Here is a 20062-nt window from a genome sequence, read left to right on the forward strand (position 1 = left end):
GACCGGGCGCACACCTCACACCCCGAACCTGCCCCCGACCACCCCGAGGACACCACCGCGCTTCACGCGGCGCTTCGCCCTCCCCGAGACGACAGCGATCCGTGACCGGCCTGCGAGCAGCACCCCCTCAACGGCCCCGAGCACCCAGCCCCTCACCCCGCCGTCATGATCTCCAGCTCACCCACCACCTCCGACACCAGCACCTCGTCCACCGCCGCGAAGTCCGCCACCCCGCTCAGCCGCACCTCCACCACCCGCTGCGCCGACCAGTCCTGCCAGTGGTCGGTGAACAGGCCCGGATCGAGTTCCACCCACACCGACGCCCCGCCCGGCAGGGGGCGGCGCACGCCGAGGATCATCCCGGCGTCCACCGGTGGGCCCGGTTCCCAGTGGCGCTTCACCGACGTGGGCACCGTCCCGGTCTTCGCGCCGACGAAGCGGGTCAGGTCGCGGCCGGCCAGCTCCGGCCCGGTGAGGCGGTGGACCGGTCTGGCCAGCTGCGGGAACGGTTGGAGGATCTCGTAGTCCGCGAACAGCTCCGACCACCCCGGCAGGTCCGGCAGGCGCAGCGGGTGGGGCAGGGTGACGCGCGCGTCCCCTGGCAGGGTGAACGGCTCGTCGGTCACGTCGGCGAGCGTGCCGTCCTCGGCCACCCGGAACGCCGCGCCGTCGGCGGCCCACACCAGCCCGCGCACCAGGTGCCGCACCAGCGGGTGCCCGGCCAGCAGCGCCGCGAACTCCCCGGCGCTCCAGTCCCGCCCGGCCACCATCGCCCGCTCCAGGCGCGCCACCTGGTCCGCCGCGACGACCCTGACCTCCTTCCTCAGCGCCGCGAACCGCCGGTGCTCGGCGGGCGCCAGCTCCGGGTCGTCCTTCGCGCCGGGCTTGGGCGGGGACTTCAGCCGCTTGCCCGTCCCGTCGAGCACGAACGGGGCGAGCTTCTCGTCGAAGCCGACCGTGAACGAGCGCGCCCCGTAGTCCAGGACCAGCGCGCTCTCCTCGTCGAGTCCGAGGGTCGGCGCCAGGCGGTCGCCGAGCTGCTCGGGGGTCAGCCCCAGGTCCTCGGCGACCTCGGCGACCCTCTGCCCGGCCTTCTGCTTGAGCGCCTTGAACCTCGCCCGCTGCGCGATGCCGCTCAGCGCCACCAGCGCGGCCTCGCTGCCGATCCCGGCCAGCACGTCCAGCCCGGCGACCGCGTTGTGGTGCTGCGACTGCCCCGGCCACGCGGTGATCAGCGGCACCAGCCGCCGCACCACCGCGTCGTCGCCGACCGGGCCCAGCGCGAACAGCGCCCACCTCCCGCTCGCGGGCAGGCCGTGGGCGATCCACCGGTCGAGCAGGGCCTCCGCGAAGCGCGCCAGCGACTCCGGGTCGCACACCTCGCGCACCACGTCCACCCCGGCGTAGTGCCGACCGGGCACGGTCATGGCCAGCATGGTCGTCACGTGCCGCACCGCCCGGTCCGGCAGCACCCGAGCGCCGCCGCGCAGCAGCAGCCTGGGCAGCCCCTCCGGCGGGCACCACCAGCCCGGATCCGGCACCGGGGACGGCACCAGGTCCACCGGGGCCACCGACAGCACTCGCTCCACCGCCTCCACCACCTCGTCGCCGTGCGGAGCGGCGGCGGCCCGCGCCTGCTCCGGCGCCATCCGCAGCACGGCCTCCGCCGCCGCCCTGCGCTCCCCCGGCTCGCCGACCGCGTCCGCCAGCAGCAACCGGGCCGCCGCCTCGGGGTGCGCGCGCACCCACCGCACCGACACCGGCCGCGCCGCCTTCGGACCCTCCAGCCGCGCGGCGACCAGCCGGGCGACCTCCACCGACACCAGCGGCAGCACCACGTCGTAGGCGCGCGCCGCCGGGTTGCGGGCGTAGTCGAGCGCGAGCCCGAACGCGTCGACCTCGAACCGGTTCAGCAGCACCTGGACCAGCTCGCCGGAGTACCAGTTCAGCTCGGGCAGGGTCCAGCGGGCGACCCTGGGCAGCACCTGGTCGAGCGGCCCGTGAGCGAACCAGCGGAACTGCTCGCTCGCGCTCAGCTCCCCCCGCTCGAACCGCTCGGGGTAGCGCTCCCAGCAGGACTCGGGCGACCCCGCGATGTACGGGCTCCTGACCGCCCACACCTCCCGCAGCCCGGCCCGCCACACCACGGACCGCTCGTCGGGCACCGGAACCCCCCGCACCACCAGCGGTTCCGGCAGCTCGCGGGCCGCCTCCCACGGCGGGGTCACCAGCGCGGCGGGCAGCTCGGCGTCGACCGCGTCGGGCACCGCCGACCGCGCGGCCAGCTCCGACACGAGGACCTCGCGCGCCCACTCGGGCGCGGAGTCCAGCAGGTCGGGGTGCACCCGGAGGTGGTCCAGCAGCAGCTCCCGCGCGGGCTCCCCGGCCGCCGCGAGCCGCTCCAGCGCCATCCGGGGCCGCTTGTGCGCGACCTCCAGCGCGGAGATCGGGACGCCGCCGCCCAGCAGGTCGGCCAGGAGCGCCGTGAACGCCGGGGCGGTGGCGAACTCCACCAGCATCGCCCTGACCTGGTCGCCCGTGGCCTGGTAGCCGAAGGTGTCCGGGAGCAGGTGCGTGATCAGGGGCGCCAGGTCCGGCCCGATGACCGTGCCGAGCGTGTGCAGCACCTCGGGCGAGCGCAGCGCCTCGCGCCCGGACAGGCGCAGGACCGCCTGCAGCCGGTCGAGCGAGTCGACCGAGTGCAGCAGCAGCCGCCACGCGCTCCGGTCGTCGAGCGCGCTCAGCGCCTCGACCGCCCGGTCCACCCAACCGGGCTGGTCGGGCACGAGGTACGCGGCGATGACCGAGGTGCGCGCGCCCTCGCGCTCGCCGTCGAGCGCGGTGACGGCGGCGGCGTAGTCCGCGTCGGACGCCGCCGCCAGCAGCGCGCGGGCCCGCCGCAGGAGCGGGGTGTGCCTGCTCCACCAGCTGTCGCGCGCGTCGGCCTCGATCATCCGCGCGCCCTCGGTGAGCAGGCAGGTGCGCAGCGCGGCGACCGCCGCGAAGACCAGGCCGTGGTCGAGCGCCCACAGGTCGACGACCTGCGGTTCCGGGCGTTGGCGGGCGCACCAGACCCGCGCGGCGGCGACGAGCGGGCTCGCCCTGCCCGCCAGCTCCTCGGCGACCTCGGCGCGCAGCCAGGGGTGCTCCGCCTCGTCCCGCGCGATCGCTTCGAGGTCCAGGACGGGCATCCTCGCCCGCTCCCGCTCCGCGGCCTTCCGGTCCACCGCCGCGCGGCACGGTGAGGGCCCACCCCGCCGCTCGTGCGCGCCCCGGTGCCACGCCACCGGAGCGGCGAACCCCCCTGCTGCCCGACTTCCCACCACGTTCTCTCCCCCCGCTCGTCCGTCCTACCCGGACAGTAGAGAGGGGGTCTGACAGGAACGGCTCGGCCGAGTGCCGCTTCGGCCACTCGATCAGGTGAAGTGCGGGCGGGTGGGGCAATGCGGTGTTTCACCTGATCAACACCGCTCACCGGGGTGCGGTCGGACCACGCACCTGCTATGCCTGGGGAACCAGAGGCGCGCAGCCGCGGATCCAGGGCCCACCGGCCTCGCCCCGCGGGGTGCGGGAGAGCAGGACGTGGAGATCACCGCGCTGCACGCGGACCGGGCGCTGGTGCTGGCGCTGCCCGCAGGGGCCCTGCGCGCCGGGACGGGCGAGGTCGCGCGAGCGCTGCTCGCGGCCACCCCCGCCGGGGCGCTGCCGCCGCTGGTGGTGCTCGACGTGCGCGGGGCCGGGACGCTCGCGGTGGGGGCGGCGCGGGCGGTGGTGGCGTTCGCCCGCGCGTGCGCGGAACGCGGGAGCCGGTGCGCGCTGCTGGCGGAACCGGGCGGCGCGCTGGACCGGGTCGTGCTGGACGCGGTGGACCCGGCGGGGCTGCTGGTCAGGCGCACCAGCCTGGAGGCCGCGCTGGCGCGGTCCCCGGAACCAGGGCCCGAGGAGCGCTCCCCCGTCGAGCACGTGGTCGACGTCCCCGACGACGAGGCGGCCGAGGAGCTGCTCAGCGCCGTCTACACCCGGCTCACCCTCCGGTCGAGCGGCCCCCAGCGCGGACTGCGCCTGGCGTCCGCAGCGCTCGGCGAGGTCAGGTTCGACGAGGTGGAGCTGCGGAGCACCGTCGAGGCCGAGGTCGACCCGCTCGACTGCCACCTGTTCGGCCTGGTGCGCTCCGGCCGGGTCGACACCCGCTCGGCGGACGGGCCGCGCGCGCACGGCCCCGGCGACGCGTTCCTCGTCGCCCGCCCCGAGGACCCGCACCGCGCGCGGGTGGCGCACGGCGGGTTCGCCATGACGGTGCTGCCCACCTCGCTGGTCCAGCAGGTCGCCCCCGGCCCCGAACCGGTCCGCTTCACCGGGTACGCGCCGGTGGGCCCCGAGGCCGCGCGCGGCTGGACCGCCACCCGCGACCACCTGCGCGCCGAGCTGCTGACCACCCCGGAGCTGCTGACCAACCCGCTGGTGGTGGGCCACGCCTCCCGCCTGCTGGCCGCGACGCTGCTGGCCGCGTTCCCGAACAGCACGACCGCCGACCCGGTGGTCGAGGACCGCCGCGACGCCCACCCGGACGCGCTGCGGCGGGCGCTCGCGTTCATCGACGCCAACCCCGATCGGGACCTGGCCACCTCGGACGTCGCCGCCGCCGCCAGGGTGAGCACCCGCGCCGTGCAGCTGGCGTTCCGCCGCCACCTGGGCACGACCCCGATGGCCTACCTGCGGCAGGTCCGGCTCGACCACGCGCGCGCGGACCTGACCTCCGCGACGACGGGGCAGGACACGGTGACCAGGATCGCCGCGAAGTGGGGCTACGGCCGGGCGAGCGTGTTCGCCGCCCGCTACCGGGCCGCCTACGGGGTGTCGCCGTCCCAGACGCTGCGGGAGAGCTGAGCGTGGTTCGTTCCGGCTGCGCGGGTGGTTCGCGCCCGCTGCTATCGCTCGGTCGCGGAACGCGGTGGACTCGGACGGGGTCGTCTTCCACCCGGAGGAGCGGGAGGGCGGCCCGGCCGGCAGGTCCGGCGACCCCCGTCCGACGGGTGGTCCGTTCGAGGGCAGGCGGTTGGACGGCGACCGCCCCTCTGGAGAACCAGGCGTGCGCGGGGTCGGGCGGTTCGCACCGCCGGACCGGTAGGCGCACCGGAGACGAGCTGAACCATGTGCCCCGTTCCTTCCACGCTCCCCCACTGCCCCACGGCGGACGCGGTCGTCGTCCGGGTGTCCGGCGAACTGGACGCCTCCACCACCGGGCCGCTGCGCGCGCGGCTGCTCGACGAGGTCTCGCGCGCGCCCTCCGCGCTGGTGGTCGACCTCGGCGCGGTGACCTTCTGCTCGGCCGCCGGGTTGAGCCTGCTGCTCGCCACGACGGCGGACGCCGAGCGGCTCGGCGTGCCGTGGGCGGTGGTCGGGGCCCAGCGCGCGGTGCGCAGACCGGTCACCGCCGCCGGGCTCGACGCCGTGCTGCGGCTGCGCGACGACGTGGCGTCGGCCCTCACCGCGCTGGCCCCGCCGAACCGGTGGGACGCCGACCTGCTCGGGTAGCGATCGACCGGAAACAGCCGTTCGGGAATTCTTCAGGTTTTCCCGAACGGCTCTGCGGCGTGTTCAAGAACAGCTCCACAAGCCCGCCCACCTGCGAAAACAGCAAAGAAAAATCCCGTCGACGCGTTTTATCCGATTCTGAGTGGAGAGAAATAGGGATAGGGGGAAACCGGCTCCGCGAACGCGGGGCCGCTCGATCGTGGAGGTGGGTCCGTGAGGATCTCGATGGTGTCGGAGCACGCCAATCCCCTGGTCGCGCCCGGTGGCGTGGTCTCGGGCGCGCGGAACGTGCACGTGGCTGAGCTGTCCACCGCCCTGGCCCGACGGGGGCACGAGGTCGTCGTGCACACCCGCCGCACCCGCGTCGACCAGCCGGACCGGGCGCGCGCGCCGGGGGGTTACGAGGTGGTGCACGTGCCCGCCGGACCCGCGGAGCCCGCGCCCGAGGCGGAGCTGCTCCCGCACACCGGGCCGTTCGCCCGGCACCTGCGGCGGCGGTGGGCGATCTCGCCACCCGACCTGGTGCACGCGCACTCCTGGACGTCCGGGCTGGTCGCGCTCCTGGGGGCGCGCGGACTGGCCGTTCCGGTGGTGCAGACCTTCCACGGGCTGGGCGGCGCCGAGCGGTGGCACCGGGGCGGCGGCGGGGTCGCGGTGCGGGTGCGGACCGAGCAGCTGATCTGCCGCGAGGTCGACGGGATCGTGGCCACCTCGGAGGAGGAGGCGTTCGAGCTGGTCGGCGCGGGGACCCCGAGAGCGCTGGTGTCGGTGGTGCCGTTCGGGGTGGACACGGCGCTGTTCTCGCGGCGGCGGGAGGAGGAGCAGCAGGAGCTGCCGCGGCGGGTGGTGTGCGCGGGGAGCCTGGTGCCGCGCAACGGGTTCGCGGACGTGATCAGCGCGATGAGCGGGGTGCCGGACGCGGAGCTGGTGATCGCGGGCGGGCCCGTGGACGTGGCGCGGGACCCGGAGGCGCGCAGGCTGGTCGAGCACGCCGGGCGGTGCGGGGTGGCCGGGCGGGTGCGGCTGGTCGGACCGGTGGGCCGGGACGCGATGCCCGCGCTGCTGAAGTCGGCGGACGCGGTGGTGTGCGCGCCCTGGCACGAGCCGTTCGGGCTGGTGCCGCTGGAGGCCATGGCGTGCGGGGTGCCGGTGGTGGCGACCTCGGTGGGCGGGCTGGCGGACAGCGTCGTGGACGGGGTGACGGGGCGGTTGGTGCCGCCGCACGACCCGAGGGCGCTGGCGGTGGCGCTGCGGGCGCTGCTGGCGGACCGGACGCGGCAGTGGGCGTACGGGGAGGCCGGGGTGGACCGGGTCAGGGCCCGGTACTCCTGGGCTCGGGTGGCCGAGGAGACCGAGCGGGTGTACGCGCGGGCCGGGGTGGGGGCCGGGTTGGCGGAGGTGGGGTGAGGGTCAGTCGCGGGGCGCCCGGTGGCGGGCGGTGAGCTCGCCGCCGAACAGGCGCCACCAGAGGTCGTTCATGGCCGCCGCGGCGGGGGCGTGCCCGGTGATGAGGGCCGCCACGGGCGGGGGCACGTCGTGCGGGGTGGCGCCCCGCGCGTAGCGGCGCACGTGGGCGTTGCGGGTGGCCGGGTTTTCGGGCGCGTGGGTGGTGGTGATCAGCCAGTTCACCAGGCGCATGGCGGTGTGGTCGGCGTCGTAGCCGGCGTGGTGGTGGGCGAAGTCGCGCTCGGCCGGGGACAGGTCGTGGCGCGGGGAGAGGGCGAGGCCGAAGTCGGTGAGGTGGACGCGGTCGTCGGCCACGCGCAGGTTGCCGAAGTGGGCGTCCATGTGGAGCAGGCGCAGGCGGCGCAGGGACGTCGTGATGTCGGCGAGCTGGCGGGCCAGGGCCTCGGCCTTGGTCAGGGGCGCGTCGCGGAGCCAGTCCTCCAGGGGGAGGGGGAGGTGCTCGGTGACGAGGACGAGGCTGCTCGGGGCGGTGGCGAGGGCTTCGAGGCGGGCGCGGGTGGCGGGGTCGTCGGCCGGGGCCCGGTCGGCGGGCAGCGGGGGGCGGCCGGGGAGGACGCGCCAGTGGTGCAGCAGCGGGAACGCGGTGGCCTCGCCCTCCAGGACCGCTTCGGTGACGCGCTCGCAGGCGTCGAGCTCGCGCCAGGCGGAGAAGCTCGGGCCGCCGAGGCCGTACTGGTGGTGCAGGGGGAGGTCGAACAGGTTCGCGGTGGAGCGCGGGTGGGCGAGCTCGCGGGCGGTCAGGGGGACGCGCTTGGCGAACACCGGCGCGCCCGCCACGTCCAGGACCAGGGCCTCCCCGCCGACGCCGACGCCGACCCGCTCGGCTCGCGCGAGCCGGGCGGCGAGCTCCTCGTCGGACAGGGCGGTGAGGGCGGCGGCGAGGGCGTGGTGGCGGGCGGTTCTGGTGGGGGACACGGGGTGATTGTGCCGAGCGCGGGTCGGGCTGCCGGTCAGCGGGCGCAGCGCAGCGCCACGGCCTGCGCGACCCGGTCGTGGGCGGCCTGCGCGTCGTCCGGGTCGTGCGCGGGGACGGGGACCACGTCGACCAGCAGGTCCAGGTCCGCCAGGGGTTCCACCGGGGCGGCGCCGGGGCCGGTGAGCAGCACCAGGCGGCCTGCCGCGACCTTCGCCTGCCCCTCCGCCGCGGGGCGGAGCGGGACTCCGGTCGAGCGGTGCACGCAGGCGTCCAGGCGGTCGTGGCGCTCGTGGACGCCCTCCAGGAGCTCCAGCCACGCGTCCGCGTCGTGCGGGGGCAGTTCGACCAGCGTGGCCGGGCCGGGTCTGCCGGTCAGGACCAGGCGGGCCCGGTCGACGTCCACGTCCTTCGGCGGGAAGGTCACGACGACGTGCGCGCCCGAGTCGCAGAGCGCCGCCGCCACGGCCAGCGCCACGCCGTGCGCCCCGTCCGCCACCACCACGACCCGGCCGGTCACGTCGAGCCGGTCGTCCGCGCACCAGTTCCCGATCACGCCCAGCACCTCCGCGGGTGAGCGTATGCCTGGGCGGTTCGCGGGCTGACAGGGGGTTTGAGCTCAGCGAACGGGCCGGGGACTCCGGGTCCCCGACCCGTCGCGGAGGGTCACCTGCCGCGCAGCACGCGCGGGTCGGCGTCGAGGTCGTCGCCGAGGTCGAGGGTGATGCACTCGTTGTCGTCCGGCTTGCCGGGGGTGCGGCCGGAGGAGGAGGGGGAGTTGTTGTCGTTCAGGACGGCGATGGTGCGGTCGTCCAGGATCAGCAGGCCGTCGACGGTGGTGAACGGGAAGGTGGACCTCTCCGGGAACCCGCCGATCCGGCGCGGGTTCGCGATGTCAGCCAGGTCGGCCACCGGGGTCTTGTCCAGGGCGCGGTCGCGCTCGATCACCAGCAGGCGGTTGCGGTCGACGGCCACCGCGTCGCCGATGGCGTGCGCGGGATCGTCCAGGCGGTAGAGCCGCTTCTTGCCGGTGAAGCGGTTCTTCGCGATGTCGAACTCGTTGAGGCGCAGGGTCCCGTGGGCGTCACCGGCGACCGCGCCCTCCAGCAGGGCGTCCAGGGTGCGGCCGTCCGGGGACAGCGCCAGGCTCTCGAAGCCCTTGCTGCCGCCCAGGTTCGGGGAGCCCTCGGGGTTCTGCGGGGCGCGCACGCCGGGCAGCGGCGACGGCGGGGCGAGGAGCCTGCCCGCGCGGTCGAAGTGCAGCAGGTAGGGGCCGAACTCGTCGCCGGTCCAGTAGCTGCCATCCGCGCCGCGCTGGACCGGCTCGACGTCCAGGTCGGCGCCGGTGAGGACGCGGTCGGTCCTGGTGAGGGGGAACGGGACGTGGCGGTGCGGGTCGGTCAGGTTCAGGCCGCCGACCACGTCCACGGCGCCGGAGGCGAAGTCCGGGGCGATCCGCTGGATCCGCAGGACGAAGTCGGCGCTGGTGGCCCTGGTGCCGTAGCCGTTGTCGGAGAGCACGTCGAAGGTGCCGTCCGCGGTGCGCAGCACGCCGCTGAAGCCCTGCACGGGCTGGTCGGCGAACGGGGCACGACGCCGTTGACGGGCGCGGTCCCGAGCGCGGACCCGGAGGGCTCGCCGGCGGGCATGGCGGCTCCATCCGGGTGCGTCCCGACGTCCGAGGCGTCGGGAGCGCCAGGCGGCCGGGGTGGACCGGGGGTGGCCGTGCGGGAGACGTGGCGCGAAGACGATCACGGGGTGGGTGGGCGGCCGGAACACCCACCGCTCCGGGCAGCAGGCGGGTCACCTTGGCGCCGGGCGCTGGAGGATCAGCTGGCGGGGGTGGCGCGGGCGGCGCCGGTGCGGCGGTGTGGTGCGGCTGAGCGCCTGCCAGGCCGCTGCGGACCGGAGCACCGCGTCTACGCCCGAGCCGTTCGGGAAGACCAGGTCGGTGGCGGCGCCGAGGAAGGAGCACCGGAACCTCGGGTCGGTCCGCGGCCCGCGGCGTTCCTGCGCCCGGTCGGTGTCCACCGGCGGCCCCGACGAGCGCTTCGCTGTCGGACCCCGTGCTTACGATCGGCGGCATGTACGCGTTGTACGCGTGGGGGAACGCCCTGCACGAGAGCGAACTGGACCGCGATCCCGCTTGGCTGGCGCCCGAGGTGCTCAGCGGCGGGCGGGAGGTGGTGAGCGAGCACCTGTGCCTGTCCGACGAGGGGCCGCTGCGGGTGGACGGGGCGGGCACCCTGTTCGACGTCGGGGGCGAGCAGGTCGAGGGGCGCGCGCTGGTCGGGCGTGACCTGGCGGGGGTGGAGTGGCGGGTGGTGCTGATCCGGGTCGCGTCGGACGGGAGCCTGGAGGACGCGCGGCGGTTCGGGGAGGAGTTCGAGGACCTGGGGGACGTGTTCGTGGACGAGGAGCCCGAGCGGAACCCGGTGGGGATCGGCGAGGTCGTGACCACGTGGGAGGACGAGCACGGGCAGTGGGACCTGACGCTGGTGCGGCTCTGAGCGCGGGGTCGGCCGGGCCGACCCGTTAATTGAAAACGATTGTCTTTTCCCATAAGATCCTCCCCACCTGCGAGGGGAGGCCTATGCGGTTCGGGCGCGACGGTTCCGGGAGCGGCGGTGGGGTTCGGTTGACCGCTCGGCGCAGGGCGGTGCTCGTTGCGTTGAGCGGGTTGCCAGGGCCCGCGGGCGCGTCGGTCGTGCACCGGCGGGTTCGGGCGGACGGGGAGCGGATCGGGTTGACCGGGGTGTACCGGTTGCTCGCGATCCTGGTCGACGCCGGGCTCGTGGGGGTGACCAAGGACGGCGGGGGCAGGCACCTGTTCCACCTGCGGGTCGACTCCTCGCACGACCACCACCTGCTGTGCGGCGGCTGCGGGCGGGCCGAGCGGGTGGATGCCGGGTGCGTGCTGGGGTGGGCCGAGACCGCCGCCGCCGCGCACGGGTTTCGGGATGTGAGCGTGTCGATCGTGCTCAGCGGGGTGTGCCCGGAGTGCGGGAGGGCGGCGGAGCCGGGGGTGGACCGGTAGGGGCCACCACCCGGCTCCGCCTGCGCGCTCGCCGCAGCGGGGAGCGGGGGGATCGGTGCGGCGAGCGCGGGTCAGAGCAGGCCGCGGCGGTAGGCCGCCACGAGCCTCCTGGGGACCAGCCGCTCGCGGCCGTCCGAGGACTCGACCGGCACCAGGTCGGGCACGGCGGCCTTCCACCGGGCGCGTCGGTGGCGGGTGTTGCTGCGCGAGGTCTTGCGCTTGGGGACGGCCATCAGCGGGACCGCTTCCCGTAGCGGCGGTTGAACTTCTCCACCCGGCCCGCCGTGTCCATCACGCGCTGGTTGCCCGTCCAGAACGGGTGCGAGTCCGAGGTGACGTCCACCGTGATGAGCGGGTAGGTGTTGCCGTCCTCCCACTCCACGGTCGCCGTCGACGTGGCCGTCGACCTGGTCAGGAACGACTTGCCCGTCGACTGGTCGCGGAAGACCACCGGGTGGTAGTCGGGGTGGATGCCCTGCTTCACAGCTCCTCCATCTCATCGTTGCGGTTGCTCTCGTCGCGCCACTCCGCGAACGGGTCGGCGAACTCCAGCTCGTCGGCGAGCGCCAGCTCCTCGTCGGTGACGAGCGCGTCCCGCAGCACGGCGGCGATCTCGTCGGGCGAGGCGCTCCCGGTGATCACGACCAGCTCCTGGGCGCGGTCGCCGAACTCCGGGTCCCAGTGCGCGGCGGCGGCGAGCCTGCGCTCGGCGGGCTCGTCGGACCAGTCGTCGACGGCGGCGAGCCAGTGCCCGAGGTTGCCGACGTTGAGCCCGCCGCCCGCCGATTCCAGCCACAGCGCGGTCTCCGGCTGGCTGACCAGCCACACCCGGCCGCGCGTGCGGACGACGCCGTCGAGCAGCACGTCCAGCGCGTCGTGCAGCCGCACGGGGTGGAACGGGCGGCGGGCGGTGAAGTGGACGACGGCGACGCCGTGCGCGGGCTCCAGGGGCGGCTGGCCGCGCAGGAGGGCGCCGAAGCCGTCGTCGAACCGGCCGCGCCGGGCGTCGGCGGGCACCGCGGCCAGCAGCGCGGCGGCGTCCAGGCCGCGGCGGTCACGACGCGGGGCGCGCGGGTTGAGGCGGTCCAGGACCGCGTCCAGCACGGGGTCGGGGTCGTCGCCGACGAGCACGAGCGCGTCGGCGAACTCGGCCTGCCCCACGACGACCTGGGCGACGGTCCGGTCGTCCCCGTCGGCGGCGGCGAGGCCCCGGTCGGCCATGTCGTCCTCGCCGGTGGCGTCGGCCAGCCAGGTGGCCCGGTCGACCACGGACACGACGGCGTCGACGCGCACGTCGACCTCGCGCAGCGCGAAGCAGACCGCCTCGGGTTCGAGCGCGGGGTCCAGGTGCACGACGACCCGGCCGCCGAGGCTCTCCAGCAGCGGGAGCAGGTCCAGGCGCAGGGTGCAGGAGACGCAGCCGTGGGCGAGTTCGAGCACGGTCAGCTCGCCGTCGACCCACCGCCGCACGATCCCCTGGGCGAGCTCGCGCAGGTCGTGCCGCACCAGCACCGCTCCGGGCGAGGCGAGCCAGATCTCCTGGGCGACGTCGTGGTCGGCGAGCCCGGCCACCAGTACGACCTCTGTTCGCATGGCGCCCACTCTAACGGAAACGATTGTCATTTCCGAACAGGGGGGCGCCCGCGCGGCGCGCCGACCGGGCCCCCGGCGTTCCGCGCGGGAACACCGGGGGCCCTCGGGTCACAGCGCGCCGACCGCCTCGCAGGCCCGCCGCACCAGCTCCCCGTACTCGGGATCGGCCTCGGCGCAGTGGGAGACGTGCCGCTCCACGGTCTCCCGCAGCGCCCCCTTGATCGCCCGCGCGGTGTTCTCCGCCAGCACCACCCGCTGCTCCGCGCTCATCAACCGGAACAGCTCACCCGGCTGCTCGAAGTAGTTGTCGTCGTCGGCCCGGAAGTCGTGCCGGTCCGCGACCGCCCCCACGGCCAGCGGCGGCTCGGCGTGCTCGGGCTGCTCGGCCCAGCGCCCGTAGCTGTTGGGCTCCACGCCGGGCAGCCCGCCCTGGTTGCCGTCCACCCGCATCGACCCGTCGCGGTGGTAGCTGTTGACCACCGTCGCCGCGCGCGGCTGGTTCACCGGGATCTGGTGGTGGTTCACGCCGAGCCGGTAGCGCGCGGTGTCGCCGTACGAGAAGAGCCTGCCCTGCAACATCTTGTCCGGGCTCAGCGAGATCCCCGGCACGACGTTGGCCGGGCTGAACGCGGCCTGCTCGACGTCCGCGAAGTAGTTCTCCGGGTTGCGGTTGAGCTCCAGCTCGCCGACCTCGATCAGCGGGTAGTCCTTCTTGCTCCACACCTTCGTCAGGTCGAACGGGTGGAACCGGTAGCTCTCGGCGTCCCGCTCGGGCATGACCTGGACGCTCAACGTCCACCGGGGATTGTCGCCGCGCTCGATCGCCTCGTACAGGTCCCGGTGGTGCGACTCGCGGTCGCGGCCGATCAGCTCGCCCGCCTGCGCGTCGGTCAGGTTCTCGATCCCCTGCCGGGTGCGGAAGTGGAACTTCACCCAGTGCCGCTCCCCCGCTGCGTTCACCATGCTGAACGCGTGCGACCCGAACCCGTGCATGTGCCGGTAGGAGCGCGGGATGCCCCGGTCGCTCATGGTGATCGTGATCTGGAGCAGCGCCTCCGGCAGCCGGGTCCAGAACCCCCAGTTGTTCTCCGGGTTGCGCATGTTCGTCCTCGGGTCGCGCTTGACCGCGCGGTTGAGGTCGGGGAACTTCAGCGGGTCGCGGATGAAGAACACCGGCGTGTTGTTGCCGACCACGTCCCAGTTGCCCTGCGCGGTGTAGAAGCGCACGGCGAACCCCCGGATGTCGCGCTCGGCGTCGGCCGCGCCGCGCTCGCCCGCGACGGTGGAGAACCGCACGAACGTGCCGCACTCGTTGCCCACCTGGGCGAACAGCGCGGCCTTGGTGTACCGGGTGATGTCGCCGGTCACGGTGAACTTCCCGAACGCGCCGGACCCCTTGGCGTGCATCCGCCGCTCGGGGATGACCTCGCGGTCGAAGTGGGCCAGCTTCTCCAGGAACCACAGGTCCTGCAGCAGCATCGGACCGCGCGGACCGGCGGTGAGGCTGTTCCGGTTGTCCGCGACCGGCGCGCCCGCCGCCGTGGTCAACGGGTCGGTGTTGTCGCTGTCCTCGAACGTCATCGTCGGGCTTCCCCCTGCTTCGGGTGGGCGCCGGGACCGTTGGTGACCACGGTCACGCCGCTCAGAACTTGTTAGGACTCCTACCCACTATGGCAGTATCTGCGGGGCGGGCACAACGAGGGACGGCGAAGCGGGGAGGTGGTCGGGATGCGGGCGGCGGTGATCCAGCACGTGGCCTTCGAGGGACCGGCTCTGGTCGAGTCGGCGCTGGTCAGGGCCGGGTTCGTGGTGCGGGTGGTCCGGGTGGACCTGGGAGCGGCGCTCCCGGACGTGGCCGACCTCGACGTCCTCGTCGTGCTCGGCGGGCCGATGGGGGCCTTCGACGACCTCACCCACCCGCGCCTGGCGGACGAGCGCGAGCTGATCCGCCGGTGCGTCCGGGCCGGGGTTCCGGTGCTGGGGGTCTGCCTGGGGGCGCAACTGCTCGCGGGGGCGCTGGGGGCGGCGGTGTCGCGGGACGGGCGGGCCGAGGTCGGCGTGGGCGAGGTCGTGCTCACGGCGGGCGGGCTGGCCGACCCGGTGCTCGGACCGTCCCGCCCGGCGCTCCCGGTCGTGCACTGGCACCACGACACGTTCGCGCTGCCCGAGGGGGCCGCGCTGCTCGCGACGTCGGAGCAGTACCGGCACCAGGCGTTCCGGGTCGGCGCGTCCTACGGGTTCCAGTTCCACGTCGAGCTGGACGCCGACGCGCTCGCCACGATCGCCCCGCACCTGCCGCCGGACCTCGCCGTCACCGCCGAGCAGGCGCGCGCGGTCGCCGACGAGGGCGCGCGGGTGCTCGACCGGTGGGTCGGGCACGTGCTGCACGAGGCCGCCCGGTGAGCGCCGCGCGGGTGCTGGCGGTGTCCACCGGGGCGGCGCGGGCGCTGCCGTGGCGCAGGCGCGAGGTGCGCACCGGAATCCGGAAGTCCCAGGTCACCGGCCCGGTGGCGGTCACGGCGCAAGGGCTGGCCGGTGACGAGCAGGCCGACCTGAAGCACCACGGCGGCCCCGACAAGGCCGTGCTGCTCTACCCGTCCGAGCACTACGCGGCCTGGGCGCCGGAGCTGGGCGGCCTGGTCGCGCCCGCGTTCGGCGAGAACCTGACCACCGCCGGGCTCGTGGAGTCCGAGGTGCTGCTGGGCGCGGTGTACCGGGTCGGCACGGCCGTGCTCCAGGTGACCCAGCCGCGCCGCCCCTGCTACAAGCTCGCCGTCCACCACGGGGTCCCCGACCTCGCGGTCACCACCCAGCGCACCGGCCGCACCGGCTTCTACTGCCGCGTGCTCACCCCCGGCCGCCTCCAGGCGGGCGACCCGCTGGTCCCGCTCGACCGCCCCGACCACGGCGTCACCGCCGCCGAGGCGCACCGGGTGCTCAACGTCGACCGCGCCGACCGGGACGGCTGCCTGCGCCTGCTCGCGCACCCCGGGGCACTGCCCGCGCAGTGGGTCGACCTGCTGCGCGACCGCCTGTCCGGCCGGTTGGACGACCAGTCCCGCCGCCTGGACGGCCCCACTCCCGCGTGATCCACGAGGGTCCGCGCGGTTTTCCACAACCAGAGTTCCACCACAAGAGGAGCAAGAGATGTCCCGTGTGAAGCTGATCGACGCCCAGACCGCGACCGGCGAGGCCAAGCCGCTGCTGGACCAGGTGACCGGCGCGTTCGGCGTGACGCCCGCGATGTTCAAGGCCGTCGCGAACTCCCCCGCCGCGCTGAAGATGATGTGGGCCGGTTTCGGCGCCCTCGGCGAGGGCAAGCTCGGCGCGCGGCTGGGCGAGCAGATCGCCGTCCTGGTCGCCGACCGCAACGCCTGCGAGTACTGCCTGGCCGCGCACACCGCGCTCGGCCGCAAGGCCGGGGTGTCCTCCGAGGACATGCGCCAGGCCCAGGCCGGGCACTCGCACGACCCGCGCACCAGGGCGGCGCTGGAGTTCAGCGAGAAGCTGGTGCGCGAGCGCGCCCAGGTCACCGACGCGGACGTGGACGCGCTGCGGGCGGTGGGCTTCGACGACGAGGCGATCGTGGAGCTGATCGCGCACGTGGCGCTGAACCTGTTCACCAACTACGTCAACGTCGCCCTGGGCGTGCCGGTGGACTTCCCGAAGGTCGTGCTGCGCAAGGCGGTGTGAGGGTGGCCGCGTGGACCGGACGGGTGGCCGCCCGCCCGGCCCGCGCGGATCTCACCACCGGGTGGGGGACGTCCTCGGTCGGGGGTCCCCACCCGGTCCCACCAGTATCATCGCGGCGGTCAGCGGTGGTGCGGCGAGGGGGTGGGCGTGGAGCGGAGCGGCCTGGACCGGAGGTTGGCGGACGCGGTCGAGCGGGTGGGCCACGGCCTGCGCGCGCTGTCCCAGCGCACCGCCCGCGAGCACGGCCTCACCCCGCTCCAGCAGCAGGTGGTGCTGGCGCTCACCGCGCAGCCCGAGGTCAGGCGCGAGGTGAGCGCGCTGGCGGCCGAGTTCGACGTCACCAAGGCGACCACCTCCGACGCGGTCAGCGCGCTGGAGCGCAAGGGCCTGATCACCCGCACGCCCGGCCAGGACGGGCGCAGGCGGCTGCTGGCGCTCACCGCCGAGGGCGCCGAGGTGGCGCGGGCGCTGGAGCCGTGGGACGAGCCGCTGCTGCGCGCGCTGGACGGCGTGCCGGAGGCGGACCGGGCGACCACCCTGCACACGCTGCTGCGGGTGATCGCCGGGTTGCAGCGCAGCGGGGTGGTGAGCGTGGCGCGCACCTGCGTGAGCTGCCGCTTCTTCCGCCGCGACGCCCACCCGGACCCGGTCGCGCCGCACCACTGCGGCCTGCTCGACGCGCCGCTGCCGCTGGCCGAGCTGCGCGTGGACTGCCTGGAGCACGAGCCCGCCACGACGTGACCCCCGGGGGTCAGGACGCAGCACGCTCGACCCCGGTGCCCGCGATCCCGGCGCCGAGGGACCCGGTGCGCGGCGCCTGGCCCCGGCAGCGCGCCCGGAACCGGTGCTCGCTGGGCGGGCACCCCCGCGAGCGCTGGAACGCCCGGCTGAACGCCTTGGCCGACCCGTACCCGACCGACGACGCCACCGACTCGACCGGCTCGTCGGTGTCCCGCAACCGGATCGCCGCCAGGTCCATCCGCAACCGGGTCAGGTACGCTCCCGGCGACTCGCCGAGCGCGGCCGGGAAGCGGCGGGACAGGGTGGCGCGCGAGACGTTGACCGCCGACGCCAGGTTCGCGGTCGTCCACGCCCGCGCCGGGTGCCGGTGCAGCCGGGTGAGCGCCTCCCTGACCAGCGGGTCCAGCAGCGCCCCGAGCCACGACCCCGCCCGCTGCGCCGGGTTCGCCGCCAGCCAGGCGCGGGCGAACTGCACCAGCAGGAGGTCCACGATGCTGTTCACGGCCGCCGTCGTGCCGAACTGCGGCTCCGCCAGCTCGGCCGCGAGCAGCGCGGCGGTCGCGGCCAGCTGCGGGCGCTCCCCCGCCGTGATGAGCAGCGGCGCGTCGTCGGGGAACAGCGACTCGCCCAGCTCGTACCGCAGGGTGATCATGCGGGTGTCGACCGGCCCGTCGCCGAGCCGCAGCGCCCGCCCGGTGGCCTGCGCCGCCTCGGCGGCCCGCTGGTCGCACGGCCTCGGCCTGGTGCCCGGCGCGCCCGAGGTGCCGTGCGCGAGGCCCTGCGGCACGAGCACCGCGTCCCCCGCGCCGACCCGCAGCGCGGGACCGCCCGCCGAGAGCCACACCTCGCCCTCGGTCACCAGGTGCAGCGCGGCCCAGGGCAGCGGGTCCAGGCGGGTGCTCCAGGCGCCTCCCGCCTCCAACCGCACGCCGAGCGTCCCTCGGGCCCCGCGCACCCGCAGGGCATCGGCCAGCACGTCCATGCCGCACATCATCGCACCGGGACGGGTCCGCGCCGCCGCGCTGAGGCAGACGGCGACCTCGTTGACGCACAAGGCCGTGGCGGGGACCGGGTCGGCGCGCCGAGCATCGTTGGTGTCGCGAATCGTTGAGCCGCAAGGAGAACAGCCAGTGCGCGCACTAGTGGTCGACCACGCCGGTCCCGGTCCCGTCCGGTTCGCGGAGGTCGCCGAGCCCGAGCCCGCCCCGCACGAGGCCCTGGTGGGGATCAGGCACATCGCGCTCAACCACGGCGAGCTCAAGCACTCCGGGCAGTGGCCGGACGGCGACGTGCACGGGCACGACGCGTCGGGCGTGGTGCTGCGCGCCGCCGCCGACGGGTCCGGTCCCGAGGCGGGCAGCCGGGTGGTGCTGGGCATGGCCCCGCACGCCTGGGCGGAGCGGATCGCGGTGGCGCCGAAGTGGTTGGCGGTGGTGCCGGACGGGGTGGGGCTGGCGGACGCGGCGGCGATCGGGGTCGTGGGGAGCACGGCGCTGCGGGTGCTGCGGACCCGGTCGGTGCTGGGGCGGGAGGTGCTCGTCACCGGGGCGAGCGGTGGTGTGGGGCGGTTCGCGGTGCAGCTGGCGGCGTTGGCGGGTGCTCGGGTGAGCGCGCTGGTCGGGTCGCCGGAGCGGGTGGAGGGGCTGCGCGAGCTGGGGGCGCGGCGGGTCGCGGTGTCGGTCTCCGAGCTGGCGGGCGAGTTCGACCTGGTGGTCGACACCGTGGGCGGGCCGCAGCTGGTGGAGGTGTGGGAGCGGGTCGCGCCCGGCGGTGACGTGCAGCTGGTGGGCACGGCGTCCGGTCAGCCCGCGGTGTTCGGGCCGGACGCGCTGTTCTCGATCGGCGAGCCGAAGACGGTGACCACGTTCTGCGACGTGGAATCGGCGGTGACCGGGGAGCTGGAGGTGCTGCTGGACCTGATGGCGCGCGGGCGGCTGTCCGCCGAGGTCGGGTTGCGGGGGCACTGGGACGGGGTCGACGGGGCGGTGCGGGCGCTGTTCGCGCGCGAGGTGCGCGGGAAGGTCGTGCTGGACGTGTCCTGACCGGAGGTCGAGGGGTCAGGACACGTCGCGCGCCAAGGCCGCGCCGGGCGGGTCGGGCAGGGGCAGCTCCACGATCGGCAGGTCGGGGATGCCCTGCCCGGCGACCACCGCCGCCCGGCCCCGGTGGCGGGCCCGGAACCGGTAGTCGCTGGGCGAGCGCCCGCGCGAGCGCTGGAACGCCCGGCTGAACGCCTTGCCCGAGCCGTACCCGACCGCCTCCGCGACCGATTCGAGCGGCTCGTCGGTGTCCCGCAACCGGATCGCGGCCAGGTCCATCCGCAACCGGGTCAGGTAGGCGCCCGGCGGTTCGCCCAGCGCCAGCGGGAACCGGCGGGACAGGGTGGCGCGCGAGACGTTGAGCGCCGACGCCAGGTTCGCGGTCGTCCACGCCCGCGCGGGCTCGCCGTGCATCCTGGTAAGCGCTTCCCGCACCAGCGGGTCGAGCAGCGCGCCCAGCCAGGACCGGGAGCGCGCGACCGGGTTCGCCGCCAGCCACGCGCGGGCGAACTGCACCAGCAGCAGGTCCACGATGCTGTTCACGGCGGCGGTCGTGCCGAACTGCGGTTCGGCCAGCTCGGCGGCCAGCAGCGCGGCGGTCGCGGCCAGCTGCGGGCGCTCCTCGGCGGTGACCAGCACCGGGAAGGCGTCGGGGAACAGCGAGTCGCCCAGCTCGTAGTAGGCGGTGATCAGCCGGGCGCGCACCGGCCCGTCGCCCAGCCGCAGGACCGCGCCCGAGGCCATCGCGGCGCACGCGGCGTCCAGGTCGCACCGCTCGGCGAGCGCGCCCGGCTCGCTGACCAGCACGTGCGGCACCCGCTCCGGCACGTGCACCGCGCAGCCCGCGTCGATCCGCAGCGCGGACCCGCTGGTCCCCAACCACACCTGGCCCTCGGTCACCAGGTACAACGAGGCGAGCGGCAGGGCGTCGACGCGCGCGCCCCAGCAGCCGCCCGCCTCCAGCCGGACCCCCAGAGACCCCCGCGCTCCGCGCATCCGCAGCGCGTCAGCCAGCACGTCCACGCCGGACATCATGACATCCGA

At 75.4% G+C, this 20062-nt stretch carries 20 protein-coding genes; 10 read left to right on the plus strand and 10 right to left on the minus strand.

The window, feature by feature from the left end; all coding sequences use genetic code 11:
• Positions 1-152: 152 nt before the first annotated feature.
• Positions 153-3227 (minus strand): DUF4132 domain-containing protein, encoded by a 3075-nt coding sequence (locus tag AMIR_RS21925; RefSeq protein WP_049796919.1) that lies wholly within the window; start codon positions 3225-3227, stop codon positions 153-155.
• A gap of 355 nt (positions 3228-3582) precedes the next feature.
• On the opposite strand from AMIR_RS21925, the gene AMIR_RS42150 reads away from it, so the two are divergent.
• The 3 genes from AMIR_RS42150 (at position 3583) to AMIR_RS21940 (ending at position 6942) form a co-directional block, all read left to right on the plus strand.
• On the plus strand, positions 3583-4887 hold the full coding sequence (locus AMIR_RS42150; RefSeq protein ID WP_015803140.1) for a helix-turn-helix transcriptional regulator: 1305 nt from the start codon (positions 3583-3585) through the stop codon (positions 4885-4887).
• A 264-nt stretch (positions 4888-5151) separates the two neighbouring features.
• Positions 5152-5535, plus strand: a complete 384-nt coding sequence (locus AMIR_RS21935; protein WP_015803142.1) for an STAS domain-containing protein — start codon at positions 5152-5154, stop codon at positions 5533-5535.
• Between the two features lie 213 nt (positions 5536-5748).
• Positions 5749-6942: a glycosyltransferase gene (locus AMIR_RS21940; RefSeq protein WP_041836929.1), complete on the plus strand. Its 1194-nt coding sequence runs from the start codon at positions 5749-5751 to the stop codon at positions 6940-6942.
• A gap of 3 nt (positions 6943-6945) precedes the next feature.
• Here AMIR_RS21940 and AMIR_RS21945 read toward each other — a convergent pair whose 3' ends face one another.
• From AMIR_RS21945 to AMIR_RS21955, 3 genes are all read right to left on the minus strand, one after another.
• The gene (locus AMIR_RS21945) at positions 6946-7917 is read right to left on the minus strand and encodes a protein kinase family protein (RefSeq protein WP_015803144.1); all 972 of its coding nucleotides are present in this window, start codon (positions 7915-7917) and stop codon (positions 6946-6948) included.
• A gap of 35 nt (positions 7918-7952) precedes the next feature.
• Positions 7953-8471, minus strand: a complete 519-nt coding sequence (locus tag AMIR_RS21950) for a Rossmann-fold NAD(P)-binding domain-containing protein (protein WP_015803145.1) — start codon at positions 8469-8471, stop codon at positions 7953-7955.
• A 110-nt stretch (positions 8472-8581) separates the two neighbouring features.
• Complete coding sequence (locus AMIR_RS21955) at positions 8582-9484, minus strand: esterase-like activity of phytase family protein (protein ID WP_049796921.1); 903 nt, start codon at positions 9482-9484, stop codon at positions 8582-8584.
• A gap of 515 nt (positions 9485-9999) precedes the next feature.
• Between AMIR_RS21955 and AMIR_RS21965 the strand changes: the two genes are divergently transcribed.
• Positions 10000-10425, plus strand: coding sequence for a hypothetical protein (locus AMIR_RS21965; protein WP_015803146.1), 426 nt, complete (start codon positions 10000-10002; stop codon positions 10423-10425).
• Between the two features lie 83 nt (positions 10426-10508).
• Positions 10509-10952, plus strand: coding sequence for a Fur family transcriptional regulator (locus AMIR_RS21970; RefSeq protein WP_015803147.1), 444 nt, complete (start codon positions 10509-10511; stop codon positions 10950-10952).
• Between the two features lie 71 nt (positions 10953-11023).
• On the opposite strand, the gene rpmF is transcribed toward AMIR_RS21970, so the two are convergent.
• The 4 genes from rpmF to AMIR_RS21990 all read right to left on the minus strand — a co-directional run bounded on the left by rpmF (position 11024) and on the right by AMIR_RS21990 (position 14126).
• Positions 11024-11185 (minus strand): 50S ribosomal protein L32, encoded by a 162-nt coding sequence (gene rpmF, locus AMIR_RS21975; RefSeq protein WP_015803148.1) that lies wholly within the window; start codon positions 11183-11185, stop codon positions 11024-11026.
• Positions 11185-11436: a type B 50S ribosomal protein L31 gene (locus AMIR_RS21980; protein WP_015803149.1), complete on the minus strand. Its 252-nt coding sequence runs from the start codon at positions 11434-11436 to the stop codon at positions 11185-11187. Before AMIR_RS21980 ends, rpmF begins: the two co-directional genes overlap by 1 nt.
• The gene (mrf, locus tag AMIR_RS21985) at positions 11433-12545 is read right to left on the minus strand and encodes a ribosome hibernation factor-recruiting GTPase MRF (protein ID WP_041838155.1); all 1113 of its coding nucleotides are present in this window, start codon (positions 12543-12545) and stop codon (positions 11433-11435) included. Before mrf ends, AMIR_RS21980 begins: the two co-directional genes overlap by 4 nt.
• 108 nt (positions 12546-12653) lie before the next feature.
• On the minus strand, positions 12654-14126 hold the full coding sequence (locus tag AMIR_RS21990) for a catalase (RefSeq protein ID WP_015803151.1): 1473 nt from the start codon (positions 14124-14126) through the stop codon (positions 12654-12656).
• A 147-nt stretch (positions 14127-14273) separates the two neighbouring features.
• Here AMIR_RS21990 and AMIR_RS21995 point away from each other — a divergent pair, with 147 nt between their 5' ends.
• The 4 genes from AMIR_RS21995 to AMIR_RS22010 all read left to right on the plus strand — a co-directional run bounded on the left by AMIR_RS21995 (position 14274) and on the right by AMIR_RS22010 (position 16979).
• Complete coding sequence (locus AMIR_RS21995; RefSeq protein ID WP_015803152.1) at positions 14274-14948, plus strand: type 1 glutamine amidotransferase; 675 nt, start codon at positions 14274-14276, stop codon at positions 14946-14948.
• The gene (locus tag AMIR_RS22000) at positions 14945-15634 is read left to right on the plus strand and encodes an MOSC domain-containing protein (protein ID WP_015803153.1); all 690 of its coding nucleotides are present in this window, start codon (positions 14945-14947) and stop codon (positions 15632-15634) included. Before AMIR_RS21995 ends, AMIR_RS22000 begins: the two co-directional genes overlap by 4 nt.
• Positions 15635-15692: 58 nt before the next feature.
• Complete coding sequence (locus tag AMIR_RS22005; protein ID WP_015803154.1) at positions 15693-16238, plus strand: carboxymuconolactone decarboxylase family protein; 546 nt, start codon at positions 15693-15695, stop codon at positions 16236-16238.
• A gap of 147 nt (positions 16239-16385) precedes the next feature.
• The gene (locus AMIR_RS22010) at positions 16386-16979 is read left to right on the plus strand and encodes a MarR family winged helix-turn-helix transcriptional regulator (RefSeq protein WP_015803155.1); all 594 of its coding nucleotides are present in this window, start codon (positions 16386-16388) and stop codon (positions 16977-16979) included.
• Between the two features lie 10 nt (positions 16980-16989).
• Here AMIR_RS22010 and AMIR_RS22015 read toward each other — a convergent pair whose 3' ends face one another.
• Positions 16990-17961, minus strand: coding sequence for an AraC family transcriptional regulator (locus tag AMIR_RS22015; protein ID WP_041836932.1), 972 nt, complete (start codon positions 17959-17961; stop codon positions 16990-16992).
• A 148-nt stretch (positions 17962-18109) separates the two neighbouring features.
• On the opposite strand from AMIR_RS22015, the gene AMIR_RS22020 reads away from it, so the two are divergent.
• Positions 18110-19021 (plus strand): zinc-binding dehydrogenase, encoded by a 912-nt coding sequence (locus AMIR_RS22020; protein ID WP_015803157.1) that lies wholly within the window; start codon positions 18110-18112, stop codon positions 19019-19021.
• Between the two features lie 15 nt (positions 19022-19036).
• Here the strand turns inward: AMIR_RS22020 and AMIR_RS22025 are convergent, their stop codons facing one another.
• Positions 19037-20050: an AraC family transcriptional regulator gene (locus tag AMIR_RS22025; RefSeq protein WP_015803158.1), complete on the minus strand. Its 1014-nt coding sequence runs from the start codon at positions 20048-20050 to the stop codon at positions 19037-19039.
• Positions 20051-20062 lie beyond the last annotated feature (12 nt).

The sequence above is a fragment of the Actinosynnema mirum DSM 43827 genome (assembly GCF_000023245.1).
In the GTDB taxonomy this organism is placed as follows: Bacteria; Actinomycetota; Actinomycetes; order Mycobacteriales; family Pseudonocardiaceae; genus Actinosynnema; species Actinosynnema mirum.

Bases quoted from the DNA above. Each gene is read 5' to 3' on its own strand.
- AMIR_RS21935 (WP_015803142.1), top strand. From the start codon at position 5,152: ATGTGCCCCGTTCCTTCCACGCTCCCCCACTGCCCCACGGCGGACGCG.
- AMIR_RS21965 (WP_015803146.1), top strand. From the start codon at position 10,000: ATGTACGCGTTGTACGCGTGGGGGAACGCCCTGCACGAGAGCGAACTG.
- AMIR_RS21970 (WP_015803147.1), top strand. From the start codon at position 10,509: ATGCGGTTCGGGCGCGACGGTTCCGGGAGCGGCGGTGGGGTTCGGTTG.
- rpmF (WP_015803148.1), bottom strand. From the start codon at position 11,185: ATGGCCGTCCCCAAGCGCAAGACCTCGCGCAGCAACACCCGCCACCGA.
- mrf (WP_041838155.1), bottom strand. From the start codon at position 12,545: ATGCGAACAGAGGTCGTACTGGTGGCCGGGCTCGCCGACCACGACGTC.
- AMIR_RS21990 (WP_015803151.1), bottom strand. From the start codon at position 14,126: ATGACGTTCGAGGACAGCGACAACACCGACCCGTTGACCACGGCGGCG.
- AMIR_RS21995 (WP_015803152.1), top strand. From the start codon at position 14,274: ATGCGGGCGGCGGTGATCCAGCACGTGGCCTTCGAGGGACCGGCTCTG.
- AMIR_RS22005 (WP_015803154.1), top strand. From the start codon at position 15,693: ATGTCCCGTGTGAAGCTGATCGACGCCCAGACCGCGACCGGCGAGGCC.
- AMIR_RS22015 (WP_041836932.1), bottom strand. From the start codon at position 17,961: ATGGACGTGCTGGCCGATGCCCTGCGGGTGCGCGGGGCCCGAGGGACG.
- AMIR_RS22025 (WP_015803158.1), bottom strand. From the start codon at position 20,050: ATGTCCGGCGTGGACGTGCTGGCTGACGCGCTGCGGATGCGCGGAGCG.